Origin of the sequence: Cohaesibacter celericrescens, from assembly GCF_002866925.1 — a bacterium.
Taxonomy (GTDB): Bacteria; Pseudomonadota; Alphaproteobacteria; order Rhizobiales; family Cohaesibacteraceae; genus Cohaesibacter; species Cohaesibacter celericrescens.
Window position 1 is genome coordinate 21,905 of sequence record NZ_PKUQ01000011.1, and the last position, 18,932, is coordinate 40,836.

Consider the following 18,932-nt stretch of genomic DNA (forward strand, 5'->3'; position numbering starts at 1 on the left):
TGCTGTCGTATCGGCGTTTTTGTCCGGACGCTGTCTTTAAACAACATTCTGAAGGCGTGGTTGATCTGAAACCATTTGTGGACGGCGGCGCGCCTGACCATAAGCGCGTGCGGCGTCTCGTGGGCTGTTGGCCGAGGGGCGACGGAAGGTGCGCTGGCTGTTTCCTGCCAATATTTGTGCTTCAATTTGGCTATAACTTCCAATTGGCATGGACGGATACATGGGCGCCGCTGCTTTGGCAACGGTAACTTTGTTGATTGGGTCGTCGTTTGTGGACCTGCGCTCATCGGTCAGTAAATGTGGATTATACGGACTACTACCTATCGAGATTGCCAGCGATGGAGTGACGTTGAAATGTGTCATTGGTTGCGCCTTCCCGAAAATCTGTTTCAAAGTGGTACAGATACGTTGATTTCTGATCGATCTACAGGAAGACGACGCAAGAAGCGGGCCATCTGTTAACACTCTGTTAAGAGTTTGGTTAACGGCTGAGAAGGGCTTTCGTGGCGGGATTTGGAAAAAATTAACCTTGTTGGCTTCTAATCAAGAGAAAGTGATCTACACATGCGGAGGAGCGTGTTGCGGACCGGGGTTTGGAGACGCACCGATGGTGCGTCTTTTAGGGATTTCTCCTGTTCGGAGTGGTCTGGGCGAAGTGAACGATCATTTGCGAGAAAGATGGGTTGGGGTGTCACGAGCACTCTGGACAAGGCCATGGTAATAAAAGCGCGCGATATTCTGACCTCAATCGGTGAAGTGATCTATGACTGGCAAGCCAGCGGTGATCAGCTGCGCTGGAGCAGTAATGCTGCTGAGGTCATGCAGGCCAATGTTGTTGCCTCTTGCCCGACAGGGCAGGCGTTTGCGGACCGTGTTACGCCTGATACAATCGGTGCCCGTTATCGCTCTATTTTTGGATCTGGGCGCACTGATAACGGCAGTGGTGTTCCGTTCGAATGCATCTATTGTCTGGCGCCAAACGGATTTGAATCCGAGGTTCGCTTGTGGGTGGAAGAGAGTGGTCGTTGGTTTGCTGGTAGTGATGGGCGTGCTGAGCGTGTTCATGGCATTATGCGGGTGGTCAACGAGCGGCACCATCGCGAGCAACGCCAGCGCTTCTTGTCCCAGTTTGATGAGCTGACGGGTCTCTATAACCGTTCTATTTTTCTCGATCAGTTGAGCCAGAATTTAGAATGTCGGGCGCAATCAGATCAGGTTTCCTGCTATTTGGTTGCGCATATTGATAATTTTCGCGTCGTCAATGAGGCTTATGGCTTCGATATTGCCGATCAGGTTATTCGCGAAGTGGCTGGGCGCATTTCGCGCCGGTTGCGCGATGGCGATCTGGTCGGGCGAATTTCCGGCACCAAATTTGGTTTGCTGATCAATAATTGCTCCGAGGCCGAAATGGCTGCGACAGCCGAGCGGTTTTTGGAGGCTACGCGCGACGACCTCATCCAGACCGATGTGGGGCCGGTGCATGTGACCATGACAATGGGTGGGGTGTATTTGGGCAAGGATGTGCCAGATCTGCGTACCGCCGAAGTCTGTGCGTTGGACGCTTTGGATCGAGCCAAACATCACAATCGTGGGTCCTTTCGATCTTTCAATGCGGTTCCCTTTGCGCTGGATGAGCGTGAAAAGACCATCAAAATGGCCGATGAAGTCATTTCATGCCTCAATGACCGCCGTATAGATCTGGCGTTCCAGCCAATCGTTGAGGCGCAAAGTGGGGAGCCTGCCTATTATGAAGTCCTGATGCGGGTGGATGACCAAGAAGGCAATGCTATTCCGGCGGCAACCTTCGTGGATTTTGCTGAGCAGTTGGGGTTGGCGGCTATGCTTGACCATCGCATTCTGGAAATGACGCTTGATGTGTTGTTCAGCTATCCAGAAGCGCGCCTGAGTATCAATGTTTCGCCAGATGTTGCAATGGACAAGGACTGGAATGCCTATTTGCAGGCCAGAGTCGCTAATTATCCCGACGTGGCAGAGCGACTTGTGGTGGAAATCACCGAAAAAGCTGCGATACGGAATATGGAAGGCGCCATCGCCTTTGTTCAAAGTTTGCGTTCGCTTGGTGCCAAGGTTGCGATTGATGATTTTGGTGCCGGATATACATCGTTTCGCAATCTGCAGCGACTTGATGTCAATCTGGTGAAAATCGATGGGTCTTTTGTGCAAGACATCGACACCAACGCACAGAATCGCGCCTTTGTGCGGATGTTTTCAGAGCTGGCTAAAGAGTTGGAAATCGAAGTGGTGGCTGAATGGGTTGAGACAGAGCAAGTTGCCCAAGTGCTGTCCTCGATGGACGTGGCCTATTATCAGGGGTATCACTACGGCAAGGCCAGCAAGGATCTTCCATGGGCCAAAGCCGGGGATCACAGTTTGGTGGTCTAAAGTCGGGCGGTTGGAATTTCCGATTTTGCGGCGCACAAATAGGCGCGTAATAATAAAGGCGGGTTCTGGACCCGCCTTTTTGTCGTCGATAGGGCTTTGGGCATCAGTCGCGGTTTTTATCAGCCAGTTCCGAGATCTTCTTTTGCATATCCGCGATCTGGTCTTTGAGCGTATCCAGTTCATTGGCCGGCTTTTCTGGCGCGGGCTGTGTTGTGTCACTCACGGGTTGACTGAAGGGCATGAACATTTTCATGGCATTTTCAAACATATCGGTGTTGCGGCGAACATGGTCTTCCATCGCACCGAATGCGGAATTCCCGAAAGAATCTGTCAGTTGTTTGCGCAGGGCATCCTGATCATTGGTCAGGTTCTGCATGGCAAATTCCAGATAGCTGGGTACCAGCGTTTGCATCGAATCGTCATAAAAACGGATTAACTGACGCAAAAACGCAATTGGTAGCAGGTTTTGACCTTTGTTTTCATGTTCAAAAATAATTTGGGTTAGAACCGATCGAGTGATGTCGGCACCGCTCTTGGCATCGAAAACGACAAAATCATCATCGGCCTTGACCATCTCAGACAAGTCTTCGAGCGTCACATATGTGCTAGTGCCAGTGTTGTAGAGTCTGCGATTGGCGTATTTTTTAATAACCGTTTGATCAGACTTTTTTGTCATTTGCGCTTGGCCTCGTCATGAAGTCGGAGCGGCACGATACCCCCCGCGCTAGATAGGTTGTCAATCAGCTTAAATTGTTCATGCTGCATTGCCAACCCTTTGTCTCTCGCTCTTTCGCATGTGCGGTCTGGCTGTCTGGATTGCGAACAACAAGGGCGACGTGTCATTGGCCTTTCTGACTAGGTCCATGGCGTAATTGACTAAGTGCGCCTTTCTGACCGATTTATCATAAGGAAGCTGCCCGTTAACAGCGATGTTGACGATTGCCTGCTTTCTGTTGTGCAATGGGAACGCGAAACCGGTTGGATTATTTGTCAAACATACAGGGATAAAATTATGACTTCAGGCACTGACATCGTCATCGTCGCTGCTGCGCGGACGCCCGTGGGATCATTCCTCGGCTCCTTTGCAAATATGCCCGCGTCCGATCTGGGCGCTCTTGCCATCAAAGGAGCTCTGGCTCAGGCCAACGTCGATGCCGCTGATGTTGATGAAGTGATTTTGGGTCAGGTCTTGACGGCAGGTCAGGGGCAGAACCCAGGGCGCCAGGCCGCGCTCAAGGCTGGCGTTGGCGAGCGGGCTCCAGCTTGGATCATCAATCAGGTTTGTGGTTCGGGCTTGCGATCTGTTGCGCTTGGTATGCAACAGATTGCCATGGGCGATGCCAATATCGTTGTTGCCGGTGGTCAGGAAAGCATGTCCATCTCGATGCACGCGTCCCAAATGCGCAGCGGCACAAAAATGGGGGATGCGAAATTCACCGACACCATGGTTAAAGACGGTCTGTGGTGTGCATTCAACGATTATCACATGGGGCAGACTGCGGAAAATATTGCCAACCAGTGGCAGATCAGCCGTGAGGCGCAGGATGCGTTTGCTGTTGCTTCACAAAATAAAGCAGAAACCGCGCAGAAAGCCGGCAAATTCAAGGATGAAATTGTGCCGGTTACGGTTATCGAACGCCGCAAGGAACGTGTGGTCGAGGATGACGAGTATATTCGCATCGGAGCCAATATCGAAGGCATGCAGAAGCTGCGTCCGGCCTTTGTCAAAGATGGCTCCGTCACGGCAGGCAATGCTTCTGGCTTGAATGACGGTGCTGCCGTTGTCGTGATGATGAGCGCTGAAGAAGCCAAAAAAAGGGGTCTCACACCACTGGCAACAATTAAATCATGGGCCTCTGTTGGTGTCGATCCCGCGATCATGGGCACCGGTCCAATTCCTGCGTCAACCAAAGCACTGGAAAAAGCCGGTTGGTCTGTATCCGATCTTGATCTGGTTGAAGCCAACGAAGCGTTCGCTGCCCAGGCTTTTGCCGTCAATTCGGACATGGGGTGGGATGTTGAGAAGGTGAATGTCAACGGCGGTGCGATCGCTATCGGCCATCCGATTGGCGCGTCCGGCTGTCGTGTTCTTGTCACCCTTTTGCATGAAATGAAACGCCGCGATGCCAAAAAGGGCCTTGCTACTCTATGTATCGGTGGCGGCATGGGCGTGGCTCTGTGCGTTGAACGCGCATAAAGACCATTCGTCAGTGACAAAATAGTTGTGCGGGGCGGTTTTCTGCCCTGTACCAAGTGTCCCAAAATGGGCCGGAGAGTTCGTTATGCAGGGTCAAAAAAGAAATTAGGGGTAAATTGTGCGGCCTAAAATGCATGAATTGCTCGATCAATAAGTCGTAAGGGTCTGCGTTGGCCCTGGGGGTATTCCAGTGCCGGTTCTATGCAATGAGGAAGGCGGATCCGGTGACTGACTAGAGGAGGAATTCCATGTCGAAAGTCGCAGTTGTAACCGGTGGTACCCGCGGAATCGGAGAAGCCATTTCTATCGCTCTCAAGGAGGCTGGATATGTTGTTGCCGCCAATTATGCAGGCAATGACGAGCGGGCGCAGGCCTTTTCTGAGCGGACGGGCATTAAAGCTTTCAAGTGGGATGTGGGTGACTATGAAGCCTGTCAGGCGGGCATCAAGCAGGTTGAAGACGTGCTCGGCCCTATTGATTTGGTTGTCAACAATGCAGGCATCACACGCGATGGCATGCTGCACAAGTTGGCTGTCGATCAGTGGCATGAGGTGATCAATGTCAATCTCAACTCGATGTATTACATGACCAAGCCGATCATCGATGGCATGCGTGAGCGCGGTCATGGCCGTATCATCAATATCTCTTCGATCAATGGCCAGAAGGGCCAAATGGGCCAAACCAACTATTCCGCGGCCAAAGCCGGAGTGATCGGGTTTACCAAGGCAATGGCGCAGGAGACGGCCCGCAAGGGCATTACAGTCAATTGCATTTGCCCCGGTTATATTGACACGGATATGGTTGCTGCAGTGCCAGAGAAAGTTCTGGAAAGCATTATTGCAGGCATCCCGGTTGGTCGTTTGGGGCAGGCGGATGAAATTGCTGCCATGGTCGCCTTCCTTGCTTCAGACAAAGCCGCTTTTGTTACCGGTTCTGTCATGACCGTCAATGGTGGTCAGTATATAGCCAACGGTTAGGAATTGGTGCTGCAGGCTGTTCGACTGTACCCGGAAGAACAGGCGCCCGCCAAGTTTGACTGATAAAGATTGAAAATCCTTGGATAACAAGCCGCAAGCGCTTTCCACTCGCGGCTTGTTTGTTGTTAGGTGCTGGTCTGAGTCTTCATTCTGATCGGACCCTTTATGCCTAAACGACTGTTTGCCACTCTGATCGGTTTTACCGCCATTTTGATGTGGGCCTTGCTGGCGCTTTTTACTGCGGCAAGCGGCACCGTTCCACCATTTCAGTTGACGGCAATGACTTTTCTGATCGGGGGATCGTTAGGGCTTGTCAGTTGGCTGTTTCGTCCCGGAGCCGCTAAGGCACTGAGGCAGCCATGGCAGGTTTGGGCATTGGGTGTCATTGGGCTGTTCGGTTACCATTTTTTCTACTATACCGCCCTGAGGCTGGCCCCACCCGTCGAAGCGGGTTTGATTGCCTATCTTTGGCCTTTGCTGATTGTCGTGATGTCCGCGTTGCTACCTGGAGAGAAACTTCGTTGGTACCACGGGGCTGGGGCGCTGTTGGGGCTGGTCGGCACCTTTGTTATTGTCTCAAAAGGGCAAGGCATATCGATCGATACGCGCTATGCCAATGGATATTTTGCGGCGATTGTCTGTGCTTTTACATGGACGGGTTATTCCATTCTATCGCGCAAATTTTCATCAGTGCCAACCGATATCGTTGTCGGATTTTGCCTTGTGACTGCTGTTTTGAGCGGTGTTGCGCATATGGTTTTTGAAACCACTGTTTGGCCCGCAAATTGGCAGGAATGGGCGGCAGTTTTGGGCTTGGGCCTGATGCCGGTCGGGGCTGCATTCTATGTCTGGGATTTTGGTGTCAAGCATGGCGATATTCAGGTTCTGGGGGCGGCGTCCTATGTTGCGCCGCTTCTGTCAACGGCAGTGCTCATCGTTGCTGGGTTTGCCAGTTTTAGTTGGATGATCGCAATGGCAGCAGTGCTGATTACTGCTGGTGCTGCTTTGGCGTCAAAAGATCTGATTATGCGGTCTAAATCCAAGACTTAAGGGGCTATGGCTTGCGCAGTTTCCTGACATAGGGCGCAAGGAGCAAAGATGTCAGAAATAGCAAAAACGCTCCCAGAACAATCGATGGCCCCGGACTGGAGTCCCAGATTAAGGAGCCATTGAGACCCAGAACGATAGCCAGACAGGCGACCCCTGCAGCCATCGCCGCCATGCTTTCAGGACTGCGGGCAAATTGTCGGGCGGTTGCAGCTGGAATAATCAGCAGCGATGTGATCAACAGCACGCCAATGAGTTTCATTGCCACGGCAATGACCAAGGCGATGAGCAAGATAAACACCAAATTGGCGCGCTTGGTTGGCAGGCCCTCAGCCGCTGCGATATCCGGACTGATGGTGGTTGCCAACAAACTGCGCCAATGGCTAAACAGCAGGGCGAGCACAATAAAACCGCCACCCCAAATGGTTATCAGGTCCGTTTTGTTGACTGACAATATGTCGCCAAACAGCAGAGACAGAATGTCGACCCGTATCCATGTCATGAAGCCCAAAGCAAGCAGGCCAATAGCGAGTGAGGCGTGGGATAGGATGCCGAGCAGGGTGTCGCTGGAAAGACGATCGAGTTTTTCCAAGCCATAAAGTGCCATTGCAATGGTGATGGAAACCGTGAAGACACCCCAAATAGGCAGGGTTTCGAGAAGCAGGCTGAGGGCAATGCCCAAAAGGGCTGCGTGAGCCATGGTTTCGCCAAAGTAGGCCATGCGACGCCAAACGATGAAACATCCCAGTGGGCCAGAGACCAGGGCAATGCCGATGCCACCAACAATGGCGCGCATGAAAAAATCATCAAACATGCGGATGTCCTTCTGGATGATCGTCGCCGCAGCTGCAATCTGTGTCGAGAATGCCGGCGTCCAACGGGTCGTGACTGTGGCTGTGGTGGTGGCTGTAAGGCACCATGGTTTGAAGGCTTTTGCCGCCGAATAGCCGTTGGTAATCGGGGCTTTTTTCAACATCAGCAGGCTGACCAGAGCAACAAACATGGGTGTTGAGGCAAATAACACGGGTCGAGGCCCGCATCACCATATGCAGATCATGGGAGACCAAAAGAATGCCGCATTGGTGTTTGTCTCGAATTGTTTCAATCAAGCTGTACAAGGCTAATTCCCCTACATAATCGACGCCTTGTACTGGTTCATCCAAGACCATCATATCCGGTTTCCCGATCAGTGCGCGGGCCAACAGAACCCGCTGCATTTCACCGCCGGATAATGTATGGATATTGTCTTTGTATTTTTGTGCAACACCGGTTTCGTTGAGTGCCTGTTTGATCGCGTCGTGACTGTGTGTTTGTGTCAAATTCATCAACCGCTCGACGGTCAAAGGCAAAGTGCGGTCAATGACCAATTTTTGTGGGACGTAACCGATTTTTAGTCCTGTGCGGCGTTGCACAGTGCCCGATGTAATAGGCCGTAGGCCGAGCAAAGCTTTGATCAGTGTGGTTTTTCCCCCTCCGTTAGGGCCAATAATTGTGACGATTTCACCCGCCGCAATTGAGAGGGACACTTTGTCTAGGAGTGTTTTACCGTCACTGTGAACGGATATGTCGTTGCCGACAAGGAGAGGGTTTTTGCTGTTCACGTCTTTGCCATGGCTGAAAATTAGGGAATGGTACAATATAACATTTTCTTGCGGACGCAAGCATGTGAAGAGGTGGAAACACAAAAAAGGGCCGTCTCCGGCCCTTAATTCTTTTGCATGTTTGTGTTGTGCTGGTTGCGTTAAACGTCGAACGAGACACCCTGTGCGAGTGGCAGTTCTGTAGAATAGTTGATGGTGTTTGTGGCGCGACGCATATAGCCTTGCCATGCATCAGAACCGGACTCTCGGCCACCACCGGTTTCTTTTTCGCCGCCAAAGGCTCCGCCAATTTCTGCGCCGGATGGGCCAATGTTGACGTTGCAGATACCGCAGTCAGACCCTGCTGCGCTCATGAAGCGCTCTGCTTCACGCATATCCAGCGTGAAGATGCAGGACGACAGGCCTTGCGGGACGTCATTATGCATCGCGATGGCTTCATCCATGTTGGAATAGCGCATCACATAGAGGATCGGTGCGAAGGTCTCTGTTTTGACGGTCGCCGATTGCTCGGGCATTTCCACAATGGCCGGATGGACATAAAACCCGTTTTTGTTGCCTCCGTCCGCGCGGGCTCCGCCTGTGATGATACCGCCTTCTTGTTTGGCATTTGCCAGTGATGCCTGCATGCCCTCAAAAGAGGCTTGGTCAATAAGCGGCCCTACCAGGGTGTTGGCCTCCAGAGGAGACCCCACTGGTAAGCTGTTGTAGGCTTTCTTGAGCTGTTCGATCAGTGTGTCGGCGATGCTCTCATGCACAATGACGCGGCGCAAAGAGGTGCAGCGCTGTCCTGCAGTGCCAACGGCGGAGAAGCAAATCGCACGGATTGCCATATCAAGGTCCGCGCTTGGGGCGACGATCATGGCGTTGTTGCCACCAAGCTCCAGTATGGACCGTCCAAAACGACTGGCGACACGTGGACCAACGGCCTTGCCCATGCGGGTGGAACCGGTGGCGGAGAGAATGGAGATAAGAGGGTTGTCGACCAATGCTTCGCCAACGGCTGGGCCGCCGACGACCAATTGATGCAAGCCAGCTGGCGCGTCATCGAACTCCTCAATAACGCGCTGGATGATTGCATTGCAGGCAAGTGCGGTCAGTGGCGTTTTTTCTGATGGCTTCCACACCACGCTGTCGCCGCAAACCAAAGCGAGGCAGGTGTTCCACGACCAGACTGCAACGGGGAAGTTGAAGGCGGAGATCACGCCACACACACCCATTGGATGCCAACTTTCCATCATGCGGTGACCCGGGCGTTCTGAGGCAATGGTTTTACCATAAAGCTGACGGGAGAGACCAACCGCAAAATCGCAAATGTCGATCATTTCCTGCACTTCACCCAGGCCTTCCGACAGGATCTTGCCTGCTTCGATTGTTACCAGTTTGCCGAGGGCTTTTTTATGGGTGCGCAATTCTTCGCCCAACAGTCGGACAAGCTCGCCGCGCACAGGGGCTGGTACAGACCGCCAAGATAAAAAGGCTTGATGGGCGGCGGTGACGGCTTTGTCCATGTCAGCCGCACCCTGCTCTGCGACCTGTCCGATTACTGAGCCATCAATCGGGCTGGCAACACTGAGGGTGCCTGCGAGCGTGTCTATGTCGACGCCCATTTCTTGCAATAGGGATTGGGCCTCTGTGACGAGAACGTTACTCATAGTGATTTCTCCGAAGGAAGGTGAGGAGCGATGAACTGTTTGGGAGGCTTTTATGTTTCATCGCTAAGACATTGATTTTGATTGCTAAATTATTATTGCGGCGCCTACTATAGGACGCCGTTTTCGCTAACCATAGAGGCTGTAAACGCGGGCACTATAAAATGCCGGTCATTTTCGGCAAAATGCTGGACAAAGGTGATAAAATGTCAAAATGTTGTTGGCCTTGGTCGTAAATATATGAATAACTGCCCCTTGATGAGATTGTCTTTTCAGAATCAATCTGGATCGGTATGAGCGCTCCTGAAGGAATGGCTCGATATGAATATGAATATGAGGAGAGGCGGCATGCGGCGTACACTGGATGATTTGGATCGCCAACTGATCCGTTTTTTGCAAGCGGACGCGCGGATGTCCACGTCCGAAATCGGTCGCAAACTGTCCGTTGCGCGTTCCACTGTTCATGAACGGATTGAACGCCTCAAGCGTGAGGGCGTGATCGATGGTTTTACCGTTTTGCTGAACAGTGATCCGTTGGAATCGCTCAATCGGGCAATTGTGTTTGTTGAAATTGACCCCAAGCTGCAAGGGGCTATTGTTGAGAAGCTTGAAGGGTTTCCTGAAATTTCGTCTTGTTTTACGGTCAACGGCGCGTTTGATTTGGCGCTCATCGTCGAGATGCCTCAGCTGGAGGATCTCGACGCCTTGCTAGACGAAATAGGGGAGATTGCTGGTGTCGCGCGCACCATGACCAACATTATTCTGGCCAAAAAATTTGACCGCCGTCACACTCTGATCAATGAGACGGCCAAGAAGATGTTTGGTCAAGAACCCTTCTAGTGGTTTGAAATGTCCTATTTAAACCACTAAAAACTGTCTTTGCGGGTGCGGAGTTCCGCAAACACTTCCGGATCAGTTGCATCGGCCATGCCAAGAGAGGTCTTAATGTCCTGATTGTTGGCGCGGACAAAACTGTTGGTGGTGAGCTCTTCCAGAATTGTGAAGGGAATTGTAGGAAGCCCTTGAGCGCGCAGAGCTTTGATTTCAGCCACTCTTTGCTGTAGCAATTCATTGTCCGGCTCAATAGAGAGGCAGAAATCGCCGTTGGCTTCTGTATATTCATGGCCGCAAAATACGGTTGTTTCGGGCGGCAGCTTTGCCAATTTGTCCACTGAGAACCACATATCGCGCAGTGTGCCCTCAAAGACACGCCCACATCCCATGGCAAATAATGTGTCACCGGTGAAGGCCAGCTGGGCGTCGGGTATCCAATAGCTGATATGATCCAGCGTATGTCCCGGAGTGCCAAGCGCATAGACCGAAAGATCCCCAAAAGTAAATTCATCACCGTCTTCAACGCATTTGTCGATTGATGGGACACGGTCTTTGCTGCTGGCGGGTCCATAGACCGTTGCGCCTGTGGCAGCTTTGACCGCTTCCAGGCCGTCTACATGATCAAAATGGTGGTGGGTGATCAGAATATGCGTAAGGGACCAATCGGTTTCCTCTAGCGCGGACAGGACCGCTTCAGCGTCTGGCACGTCAACCAGAAGTGTGATTTTGTCTTCTGGATCGTGCGCAAGAACGGCGTAATTGTCAGATCGGCACGGGATGAGCTTTGTTTCGAGCGCATGTGGTGGCATGTCGTCACCTCTCCTTTTGGCAGCAGCAGCCTTTTGTTGGGGAGTTTGGCACACTTGATGGGTAAGATATAGTGAAAATTACTGAGTCATGTGATCGCTGAGCGCTTTTTTGACATCTGGGTTTATAATTGATTTTCCGTCGGTAATTTCTTGGTTTTGCGTCTTGGAATTGCGGCTCGTGAATGCCACATTAGATCTGTATCCGGATCTGTAATAAGCCGGTGGGATCGTCCTGCTGCAAAGGCAAAGGCGGTTATGTATGTTTCTTGATGTTCTCGACTTGCGCAATTTTTACGCTCAGTCTTTGGGTCGCATTACCGCGCATTATATCTACCAGCGGATTCGACAGCATTGGCCCAATGTCAATGGCTTGAGTATTTTGGGCGTCGGATATGCGCTGCCTTATATTCGCAGCATGCGCACGGGGGCCGAGCGAACGCTGGTTTTTATGCCTGCCAGGCAAGGAGCCGTCTATTGGCCCTCCGACGGTGCATCGTTGACAAGTCTGGTCGATCCGGATCGTTTGCCTCTGCCTGATTCCTGTATGGACCGGATCATATTGGTGCATATGCTGGAGCTGGTTGACAGCCCTGCTGACCATTTGCGTGAAATTTGGCGTGTGTTGACGCCGGGGGGGCGGTTGCTGATTGTTGTGCCCAACCGGCGTGGTGTTTGGGCGCGAATGGAGCATACTCCTTTTGCCTATGGGCGCCCATTTTCCAAAGGTCAGCTGACGCATTTGCTGCGCGATACCATGTTCACCCCAGTGCGTTGGAGCGAAGCGCTTCATTTTGGCCCTTTCAAAGGCAAGTCGTGGTTTGGTCCAGCCCGTTGGTGGGAGAAAATCGGTGCGCGGCTGTGGCCCGCTTTTTCAGGGGTTTTGATCGTGGAAGCAACAAAGTTGCTGCGGCAGGGCTTGCCGAGCAAGGAAGCCAATTTGATGCAATCCAGTTTTCGTCCGGTTTTTCTACCGGTGCCAAATTTGCCCAACTCTGCAGCCAAAATGCCGATGCGCAATCCGTTCTTTGATTGGCAGGGAGACGATCATTGGATCGATGAAGATTAAGGCTTGCGGCTGAGTAGAAAAATGGCTTGCTCGGCAAAAATATTCCAGAACCACCAAGGGGCATTAAACGAAATCCGTTCGCCGTTTGCCTGCAAACCGTGGGCTTTTTCTATGGTGGCGTTGGTTTCGCCACACAATCCGACAAAGTCTCGCACCGTACAAAAATGTATGTTGGGCGTGTCGTGCCAACTGTAAGGCAGATAGTCGTTTACGGGCATGCGGCCCTTCAAAAGCAGGTCTTTGCGCACGCGCCAATGGCCAAAGTTGGGGAAAGAGACAATGGCTCTGCGGCCGATGCGCAAAAGATGTTCCAGCACCGCTTTGGGGTTGTGGGTTGCCTGAATTGTTTGGCTTAAAATGACATAGTCAAAGCTGTCATCGGGATAGTAGATGAGATCTTCGTCTGCATCCCCTTGGATAACAGACAGACCTCTGGCGACACATTTGTTGACGCCTTTTTGCGACAGCTCGATGCCGCGGCCTTCAACCTTGCGATCATCGCGCAACAGTTCCAGCAAAGCCCCATCGTCGCTGCCCACATCCAGGATCTTGGTGCCGGGTGCAACCATGTCTTTGACCAACTGGAAGTCAATACGGGTATTGTCTGCTCTTCCTTCTGCGATAAGGGGGGGCGTCTTCTCGACGTTGCTCATGTTTGAGTCCCTTGGTTGCCTGCGGCTTCATCCAAATTCATGTTGCGTGCGGCGGATTTCAGAAACCCGTTGATGGCATCAAAAAATTCTGGTTCTTCCAACAAAAAGGCATCGTGGCCTTTGTCGCTGTCAATTTCTACAAAGCTGACAGATGCTCCTGCAGCATTGAGGGCATGCACAATCGTCCGGCTTGCTGTCGTTGGGAAATGCCAGTCAGAGGTAAAAGAAACCACACAAAACCGGGTTTTTGTTCCCATGAAAGCCTTGGCCAATTGTCCATTATAATCTGCTGATAAATCATAATAATCCATTGCTCGAGTGACATACAGATAGGAGTTGGCGTCAAAGCGATCAACAAAGGTCATGCCTTGATGGCGCAAATAGCTCTCGATCTGGAAATCCGCATCGAACGAGAAGGTTTTCTCAGCGCGGTTTTGCAAGTTGCGGCCAAACTTGCTTTGTAGCGATTGCTCGGACATATAGGTCACATGGGCGGCCATACGAGCAACGGAGAGCCCTTTGCGCGGGGTTGTGTCGTGGTCGTAATAGCGCCCGCCATGCCAGTCCGGATCAGCCATGACTGCCTGCCTGCCGACTTCATAAAAGGCAATATTCTGCGACGAATGGTGGGCCGCTGTGGCGATGAGCACTGCGGAATTGACGCGCTCTGGATATTCCGACGCCCATTGAATGGCCTGCATGCCCCCCATTGATCCACCGACAACACTAAATAGTTTTTCGATGCCCAAATGATCGATCAACATGGTCTGCGCTCGGACCATGTCCGGGATGGTAATAACTGGCAGGTCCAGACCATAGGCCTTGCCTGTCTCCGGATTGATCGAGGCGGGCCCCGTGGAGCCGGAACAGCCACCCAGAACGTTGGAGCAAATGACAAAATAGCGGTCTGTGTCGATGGGTTTGCCCGAACCGATCATCGTCGACCACCAGCCAGTCTTGCCTGTAACAGGTGATGGGGATGCCGCATATTGATCGCCCGTTAGTGCATGGCAGATGATGATCGCGTTGGAGCGGTCATCATTGAGTGTTCCATAGGTCTCATAGGCAATGGTAAAGGGTGACAGCTGCACTCCCGCATCCAGATGAAGCGGTTTATCCGGACCAAAGGTTACGCTCAAACTGGATGGGGACTGCGCCTCATGTAGCGCAAGATGGTCATCATCATGTTTGATGCTGACCTCTGGTTCGTTGCTGTCTACTGGGCCGGTCATGGGTGTTTCCTCAATCACTTCTTGTTTGTGGCAGGTGTACAGGAGCCACATAATGCCCTGCAGCAAGAGGCTGCGGACATTTTATTCTTTGTTCGTAGCTAGGCACGATAGTGGGGGGTGTCAAATGTTTTCTTTGCTTTTGTGACCTTGCCTTTTTAAGAATGGTCCATGATCCTTTTTGCAGATAGGATCTGCGATCATCAGATTTTGCGCCACTTTTTGTGTGTTTGGCGCGCGTTAGCCGCTCTGGAATACAGGAATGACTTCATGAATGACACCCCGATAGGTTCGGACGAAAAAGCAGTGCCGACACTTGATGAATTGCGTCAGCGGATTGACCGGATTGATGAGTCAATCCATCTCAATTTGATTGAGCGCAGCGAGATTGTCGAAGCTTTGATTGCTGTCAAGCGGACCGATAAGCCGGGGGCTGCCTTCAGGCCCGGTCGTGAGATGGATATGATGCGCCGCTTGGTCGGTCGGCATCGGGGTATTTTGCCGATTACTGCCGTTGAACATCTGTGGCGCGAAATCATTGCCACCTTCACACATATGCAGGCTCCTTACGAAGTGGTTGTTGAGCCGGGTGCGGATCTGCGCGATATGGCGCGGTTTTATTTTGGCTTTACAGTTGGATTTACCCAAGCGCAGACCCGTGATCAGGTGATCGAACAGGTACGTACGGGGCAAGGCAGGGTGTTGGGTGTTGCTGGCAATGAGCCTGATGCCCAAAAGGCATGGTGGATCCCCCTTTCTGACAAAGGGGTGCAAGTGATTGCGCGGTTGCCGGTTATTGCGCAGGCGGGTCGACCTGCGGCGAAAGACTGTTTTGTGTTGTCCATGCCGCTGATGGATACGACCGTGCCCGATATACGGCTTGTGGCGCTTTCTGCGCCATCTGGTAGCGGGGTGGATGATGCCATTACCAGTGTTGGTGGCGGAATTCTGTCGCGGGTGATGGAAGAGGGGCATTGTGAGATTTTGGCTGCGATGCCATTTTCGGTGTCGAATGTGGAGATCGAAAGCCTGACACGACTTGCTGACAACCCGATGGTGATCCGGGGCAATGTTGGTGGTTATTGGAGCCCGATCGCGCTTTCCTCCTTATGAGTGCATCTGGCGCTCGATTTTAATGCAAATAACATCTGGCTTGTCGGATTCTCGCGGTTCGCAAGCCTTTTTGCTTGAATGGGTCGAGAGCTTGGCTGTAGAAGTGGCCAAGCAATGAAAAAGTATAGATATTTCAGGAGTGGTCTTATGTCTGTGTCAGGTCAACCGGTGCGTCCCAAGCCTCGTGATGGGGTGATGAATATCCCTCTCTATGTGCCCGGGAAATCCAAGAGCTATTCCACCGGCCCTGTTTACAAACTGTCGTCCAATGAAACGCCCCTTGGTGCCAGCAGCAAGGCGATTGATGCCTATCGTCAGGTTGCCGGTCAGCTTGAACTCTATCCAGACGGCGGCTGCAGCGAGCTCCGCGAGGCAATCGGGGAGGTGCATGGCATTCATCCTGAACGTATTTTGTGCGGTGCTGGTTCAGACGAAGTTCTCAGCTTGCTTGCCTACACCTTCTTGGAAAAAGGCGATGAAGCCATCTATTGCGAGCATGGCTTTTTGGTTTATCCGATTGCTATTCAGGCGGCTGGTGCGACGCCGGTTGTTGTTAAAGAACAGAATTGCGTGGCGGATGTGGACGCTATCCTGGCGGCCGTGACGGACAAAACCAAAATGGTGTTCCTCGCCAACCCGAATAATCCCACCGGTACCTATTTGCCATTTTCTGAAATCCGCAGGTTGCACGCTGGTCTGCCGGGCGATGTGGTTTTGGTTCTGGATGCAGCCTATGCCGAATATGTGAGCAAAAACGACTATGAATCCGGGATCGAGCTTGCTGGATCTTCTGAGAATGTCGTTATGAGCCGCACTTTTTCAAAGATTTATGGCTTGGCCAGTTTGCGTTTGGGATGGTGTTTTGCACCAGAGGCGATCATCAACGCCATGCACCGCATTCGCGGGCCTTTCAATGTTTCTGGTGCCGCGCAGTCTGCTGGTATATCTGCTATTCGCGATCAGGACTTTGTTCGCAGAGCAGTGGCCCATAATGATGAATGGCTGCCCAAGCTGACCAAAGGGTTGGAAAGCTTGGGGCTCGAAGTTACGCCAAGTGTCGGCAATTTTGTGTTGATGCATTTCCCTGATGTTCCGGGGAAGGGGGCCGTGGAAGCCGATGCCTATTTGTTGAAACATGGATGCGTCTTGCGGCTTGTCGGTAATTATGGTTTTCCCAATGGTTTGAGGATGACCGTCGGTTCGGCAGATGCATGCGAAGCTGTGTTAACACATTTAGAAGATTTTCTCAAAGGCGCGTGACCATGTCTGACTTCCTATTCAAGCGCATGACCCTGATCGGGATTGGCCTTTTGGGCTCATCCATAGCGCTGGCGGCTCGTCAGAAAGGGCTTGTTGAACATATTGCCATTCATACACGCTCGCAGGCCACTTTGGCGCGGGCCGAAGAATTGTCGCTGGGTGATAGTTACCATAAGGACGTGGCTGACAGCGTCAAGGATGCTGATCTGGTGATCGTCTGCACACCAGTCGGTGCCTGTGAAGCGGTGGCCAAAGCCATTGCTCCTTATTTGGCAGAAGGGGCGATCGTCACCGATGTGGGCTCGGTTAAAGCCTCCATCATTCGCCAGATGCAGCCTTATTTGCCCAAGACAGTGCATTTTATTCCCGGGCATCCGATTGCCGGCACAGAACAATCAGGCCCTGATTCCGGCTTTGCGGAACTGTTCATCAATCGTTGGTGTATCCTGACACCACCGGAAGGCACGGATGCGGCTGCTGTCGACAAGTTGGCACAATTCTGGACTGTGCTCGGTTCGAACGTTGAGACAATGGATGCCAACCACCATGATCATGTGTTGGCCATTACGTCGCATTTGCCGCATTTGATTGCTTACAATATTGTCGGAACGGCCTCTGATCTGGAAATGGTGACCAATTCAGAAGTGATCAAATATTCCGCCGGTGGTTTCAGGGATTCCACGCGTTTGGCTGCGTCTGATCCGACTATGTGGCGAGATGTCTTCTTGCATAATAAAGAAGCGACGCTCGAGATGCTGGGACGGTTTACCGAGGATCTGACGGCGCTGCAACGGGCCATCCGCTGGGGAGATGGGGATACGTTGTATGAGTTGTTTTCGCGTACTCGATCCATCCGCCGCAGCATTATTGACGCGGGCCAAGAAGTGGATGCCTCTGACTTTGGTCGCCATATTGTTGAAGGCGGAGAGACGCGTGCAGAGCAACTGAAATCAGATGATCACAAAGATACCGGCAGTTAGAGCGCTTTAATTTGCGCCTTTGCTGCCGATGCCAATGAAGTAAGATTCTACTGAATGGCGGGTAGACGGCCCAAGGGCAGGAATCCTGCTTGAATGTTGCCGCCTTTCAACTTGATATCAACTTCCGAGCCGATCAGATCGCCGTCTTTGACGGGTTTGCCCATCAATTGCAAAGCGGTTAGTGGCCCATTGAGGCCATCCCGTTTTGCACTGAGTGTTTTGCCCGCTGTTGCGGCATCTACGCTTGGATTGAGGATCTTCAGCTTTACCAACCCATTGGCTAGACCTTGCTGATCAAACGACACATCCCCGTTCAATTTTAGCGTCTTCTGGCCGATGTCTACGTGACCGTTGATATCCTTGACCTCGCCGGACTGTTGCAGCCATGCGCGGGCTGGATTGCCTTGATTGCGAATGGAAGCGGATAGGCCTTCAATCAAGGTGACACCAAACTGGCCGGAGACAATCGGAAAACTCCCTGCGGCGAGTTCTGTGGCTGTCATGGATAGATCTAGATCGTTGGACTCGTCAGGGTTGGGCCGCGCATGGAAGGCGAGAGAGTCAGCCTTGATTTCGCCTAGCATGTTTGAAAAGGCCGGATTGTTCGAGGTAACCGTTGGGTTGGCTGCCTCAAATGAAGCGCGGGAGATAATTTCCGTGGGGCTGAACCGAACCGAGCCGCGCATCAGGCTGGAGACCATATCAAAGGTCTGGCCAGAAGGTTGATGGCTGATGGTGAGACGGGTGTCTGACTCAATCAATGCCAGATTGGGCGTGTAGATCTGCCATATGGCGCGGAATGCTCCCCCTTCCACACGCCAGCCATTTTGAGCGTTTTGGGCCGTATAGGATGAGCAGGTTAAAAGAAGCCTGAAAGGATACCCGCCCAGAGTCTGGTTCTGGCACTGCAAAACAGGGGTGCCGTTGATTTGCCGCGCCATCAAACGATCAATCAGGCTTTGGGTCTTGGTGTAGCTGACATACCAGAAGGCGGACCAGCCAGCGATGACCAGCAATACAAAAAGTCCAAGAAAAACATACTTGCGGTGGTTGGGTCGGCTTTTCGCGAGGGCTTGGTCGTGTGCTGACATTGGACGGCTCATTCTCTTGCAAA

The 18,932-nt window shown here is 52.2% G+C and carries 18 protein-coding genes; 9 read left to right on the forward strand and 9 right to left on the reverse strand.

Going from position 1 to position 18,932, the window contains the following annotated elements; genetic code table 11:
• Positions 1 to 36: 36 nt before the first annotated feature.
• A complete protein-coding gene (locus tag C0081_RS06155) occupies positions 37 to 363 on the reverse strand; it encodes a hypothetical protein (protein ID WP_101532941.1) in 327 nt (108 codons plus the stop codon).
• 351 nt (positions 364 to 714) lie between these two features.
• On the opposite strand from C0081_RS06155, the gene C0081_RS06160 reads away from it, so the two are divergent.
• The gene (locus C0081_RS06160; protein ID WP_180966778.1) at positions 715 to 2,403 is read left to right on the forward strand and encodes a phosphodiesterase; all 1,689 of its coding nucleotides are present in this window, start codon (positions 715 to 717) and stop codon (positions 2,401 to 2,403) included.
• Between the two features lie 103 nt (positions 2,404 to 2,506).
• Here the strand turns inward: C0081_RS06160 and phaR are convergent, their stop codons facing one another.
• Entirely contained in the window at positions 2,507 to 3,079 is a 573-nt protein-coding gene (gene phaR, locus C0081_RS06165; protein ID WP_101532943.1) for a polyhydroxyalkanoate synthesis repressor PhaR, read from the reverse strand.
• A gap of 336 nt (positions 3,080 to 3,415) precedes the next feature.
• Between phaR and C0081_RS06170 the strand changes: the two genes are divergently transcribed.
• From C0081_RS06170 to yddG, 3 genes are all read left to right on the forward strand, one after another.
• Positions 3,416 to 4,600, forward strand: coding sequence for an acetyl-CoA C-acetyltransferase (locus C0081_RS06170; protein WP_101532944.1), 1,185 nt, complete (start codon positions 3,416 to 3,418; stop codon positions 4,598 to 4,600).
• 248 nt (positions 4,601 to 4,848) lie between these two features.
• Positions 4,849 to 5,577, forward strand: coding sequence for an acetoacetyl-CoA reductase (gene phbB, locus C0081_RS06175; RefSeq protein WP_101532945.1), 729 nt, complete (start codon positions 4,849 to 4,851; stop codon positions 5,575 to 5,577).
• Between the two features lie 165 nt (positions 5,578 to 5,742).
• The gene (gene yddG, locus C0081_RS06180) at positions 5,743 to 6,627 is read left to right on the forward strand and encodes an aromatic amino acid exporter YddG (protein ID WP_101532946.1); all 885 of its coding nucleotides are present in this window, start codon (positions 5,743 to 5,745) and stop codon (positions 6,625 to 6,627) included.
• A gap of 4 nt (positions 6,628 to 6,631) precedes the next feature.
• Here yddG and C0081_RS06185 read toward each other — a convergent pair whose 3' ends face one another.
• The 3 genes from C0081_RS06185 to amaB form a co-directional block, all read right to left on the reverse strand.
• Complete coding sequence (locus C0081_RS06185; RefSeq protein WP_101532947.1) at positions 6,632 to 7,438, reverse strand: metal ABC transporter permease; 807 nt, start codon at positions 7,436 to 7,438, stop codon at positions 6,632 to 6,634.
• Entirely contained in the window at positions 7,431 to 8,225 is a 795-nt protein-coding gene (locus C0081_RS06190) for a metal ABC transporter ATP-binding protein (protein WP_180966779.1), read from the reverse strand. Before C0081_RS06190 ends, C0081_RS06185 begins: the two co-directional genes overlap by 8 nt.
• 140 nt (positions 8,226 to 8,365) lie before the next feature.
• Positions 8,366 to 9,877, reverse strand: coding sequence for an L-piperidine-6-carboxylate dehydrogenase (gene amaB, locus C0081_RS06195; RefSeq protein ID WP_425349449.1), 1,512 nt, complete (start codon positions 9,875 to 9,877; stop codon positions 8,366 to 8,368).
• A 345-nt stretch (positions 9,878 to 10,222) separates the two neighbouring features.
• Here amaB and C0081_RS06200 point away from each other — a divergent pair, with 345 nt between their 5' ends.
• Positions 10,223 to 10,714: an Lrp/AsnC family transcriptional regulator gene (locus C0081_RS06200; protein WP_101532950.1), complete on the forward strand. Its 492-nt coding sequence runs from the start codon at positions 10,223 to 10,225 to the stop codon at positions 10,712 to 10,714.
• A 26-nt stretch (positions 10,715 to 10,740) separates the two neighbouring features.
• Here the strand turns inward: C0081_RS06200 and gloB are convergent, their stop codons facing one another.
• The gene (gloB, locus tag C0081_RS06205) at positions 10,741 to 11,517 is read right to left on the reverse strand and encodes a hydroxyacylglutathione hydrolase (protein WP_101532951.1); all 777 of its coding nucleotides are present in this window, start codon (positions 11,515 to 11,517) and stop codon (positions 10,741 to 10,743) included.
• Between the two features lie 259 nt (positions 11,518 to 11,776).
• On the opposite strand from gloB, the gene C0081_RS06210 reads away from it, so the two are divergent.
• The gene (locus tag C0081_RS06210; protein ID WP_101532952.1) at positions 11,777 to 12,583 is read left to right on the forward strand and encodes a class I SAM-dependent methyltransferase; all 807 of its coding nucleotides are present in this window, start codon (positions 11,777 to 11,779) and stop codon (positions 12,581 to 12,583) included.
• Here the strand turns inward: C0081_RS06210 and metW are convergent.
• Together metW and metX are read right to left on the reverse strand one after the other, a co-directional pair.
• A complete protein-coding gene (gene metW, locus C0081_RS06215; RefSeq protein WP_101532953.1) occupies positions 12,580 to 13,236 on the reverse strand; it encodes a methionine biosynthesis protein MetW in 657 nt (218 codons plus the stop codon). The genes C0081_RS06210 and metW overlap by 4 nt on opposite strands.
• A complete protein-coding gene (gene metX / locus C0081_RS06220) occupies positions 13,233 to 14,468 on the reverse strand; it encodes a homoserine O-acetyltransferase MetX (protein ID WP_101532954.1) in 1,236 nt (411 codons plus the stop codon). Before metX ends, metW begins: the two co-directional genes overlap by 4 nt.
• Before the next feature lie 267 nt (positions 14,469 to 14,735).
• Between metX and C0081_RS06225 the strand changes: the two genes are divergently transcribed.
• The 3 genes from C0081_RS06225 (at position 14,736) to C0081_RS06235 (ending at position 17,818) form a co-directional block, all read left to right on the forward strand.
• A complete protein-coding gene (locus C0081_RS06225; protein ID WP_180966780.1) occupies positions 14,736 to 15,578 on the forward strand; it encodes a chorismate mutase in 843 nt (280 codons plus the stop codon).
• Between the two features lie 147 nt (positions 15,579 to 15,725).
• Positions 15,726 to 16,838 carry a histidinol-phosphate transaminase gene (gene hisC, locus C0081_RS06230; RefSeq protein ID WP_101532956.1) on the forward strand — a complete coding sequence of 371 codons (1,113 nt, stop codon included), beginning with the start codon at positions 15,726 to 15,728 and terminating at the stop codon, positions 16,836 to 16,838.
• Between the two features lie 2 nt (positions 16,839 to 16,840).
• Positions 16,841 to 17,818, forward strand: coding sequence for a prephenate/arogenate dehydrogenase family protein (locus C0081_RS06235; RefSeq protein ID WP_101532957.1), 978 nt, complete (start codon positions 16,841 to 16,843; stop codon positions 17,816 to 17,818).
• Positions 17,819 to 17,865: 47 nt separating this feature from the next.
• On the opposite strand, the gene C0081_RS06240 is transcribed toward C0081_RS06235, so the two are convergent.
• Positions 17,866 to 18,909, reverse strand: a complete 1,044-nt coding sequence (locus tag C0081_RS06240) for a DUF2125 domain-containing protein (RefSeq protein WP_180966781.1) — start codon at positions 18,907 to 18,909, stop codon at positions 17,866 to 17,868.
• Positions 18,910 to 18,932 lie beyond the last annotated feature (23 nt).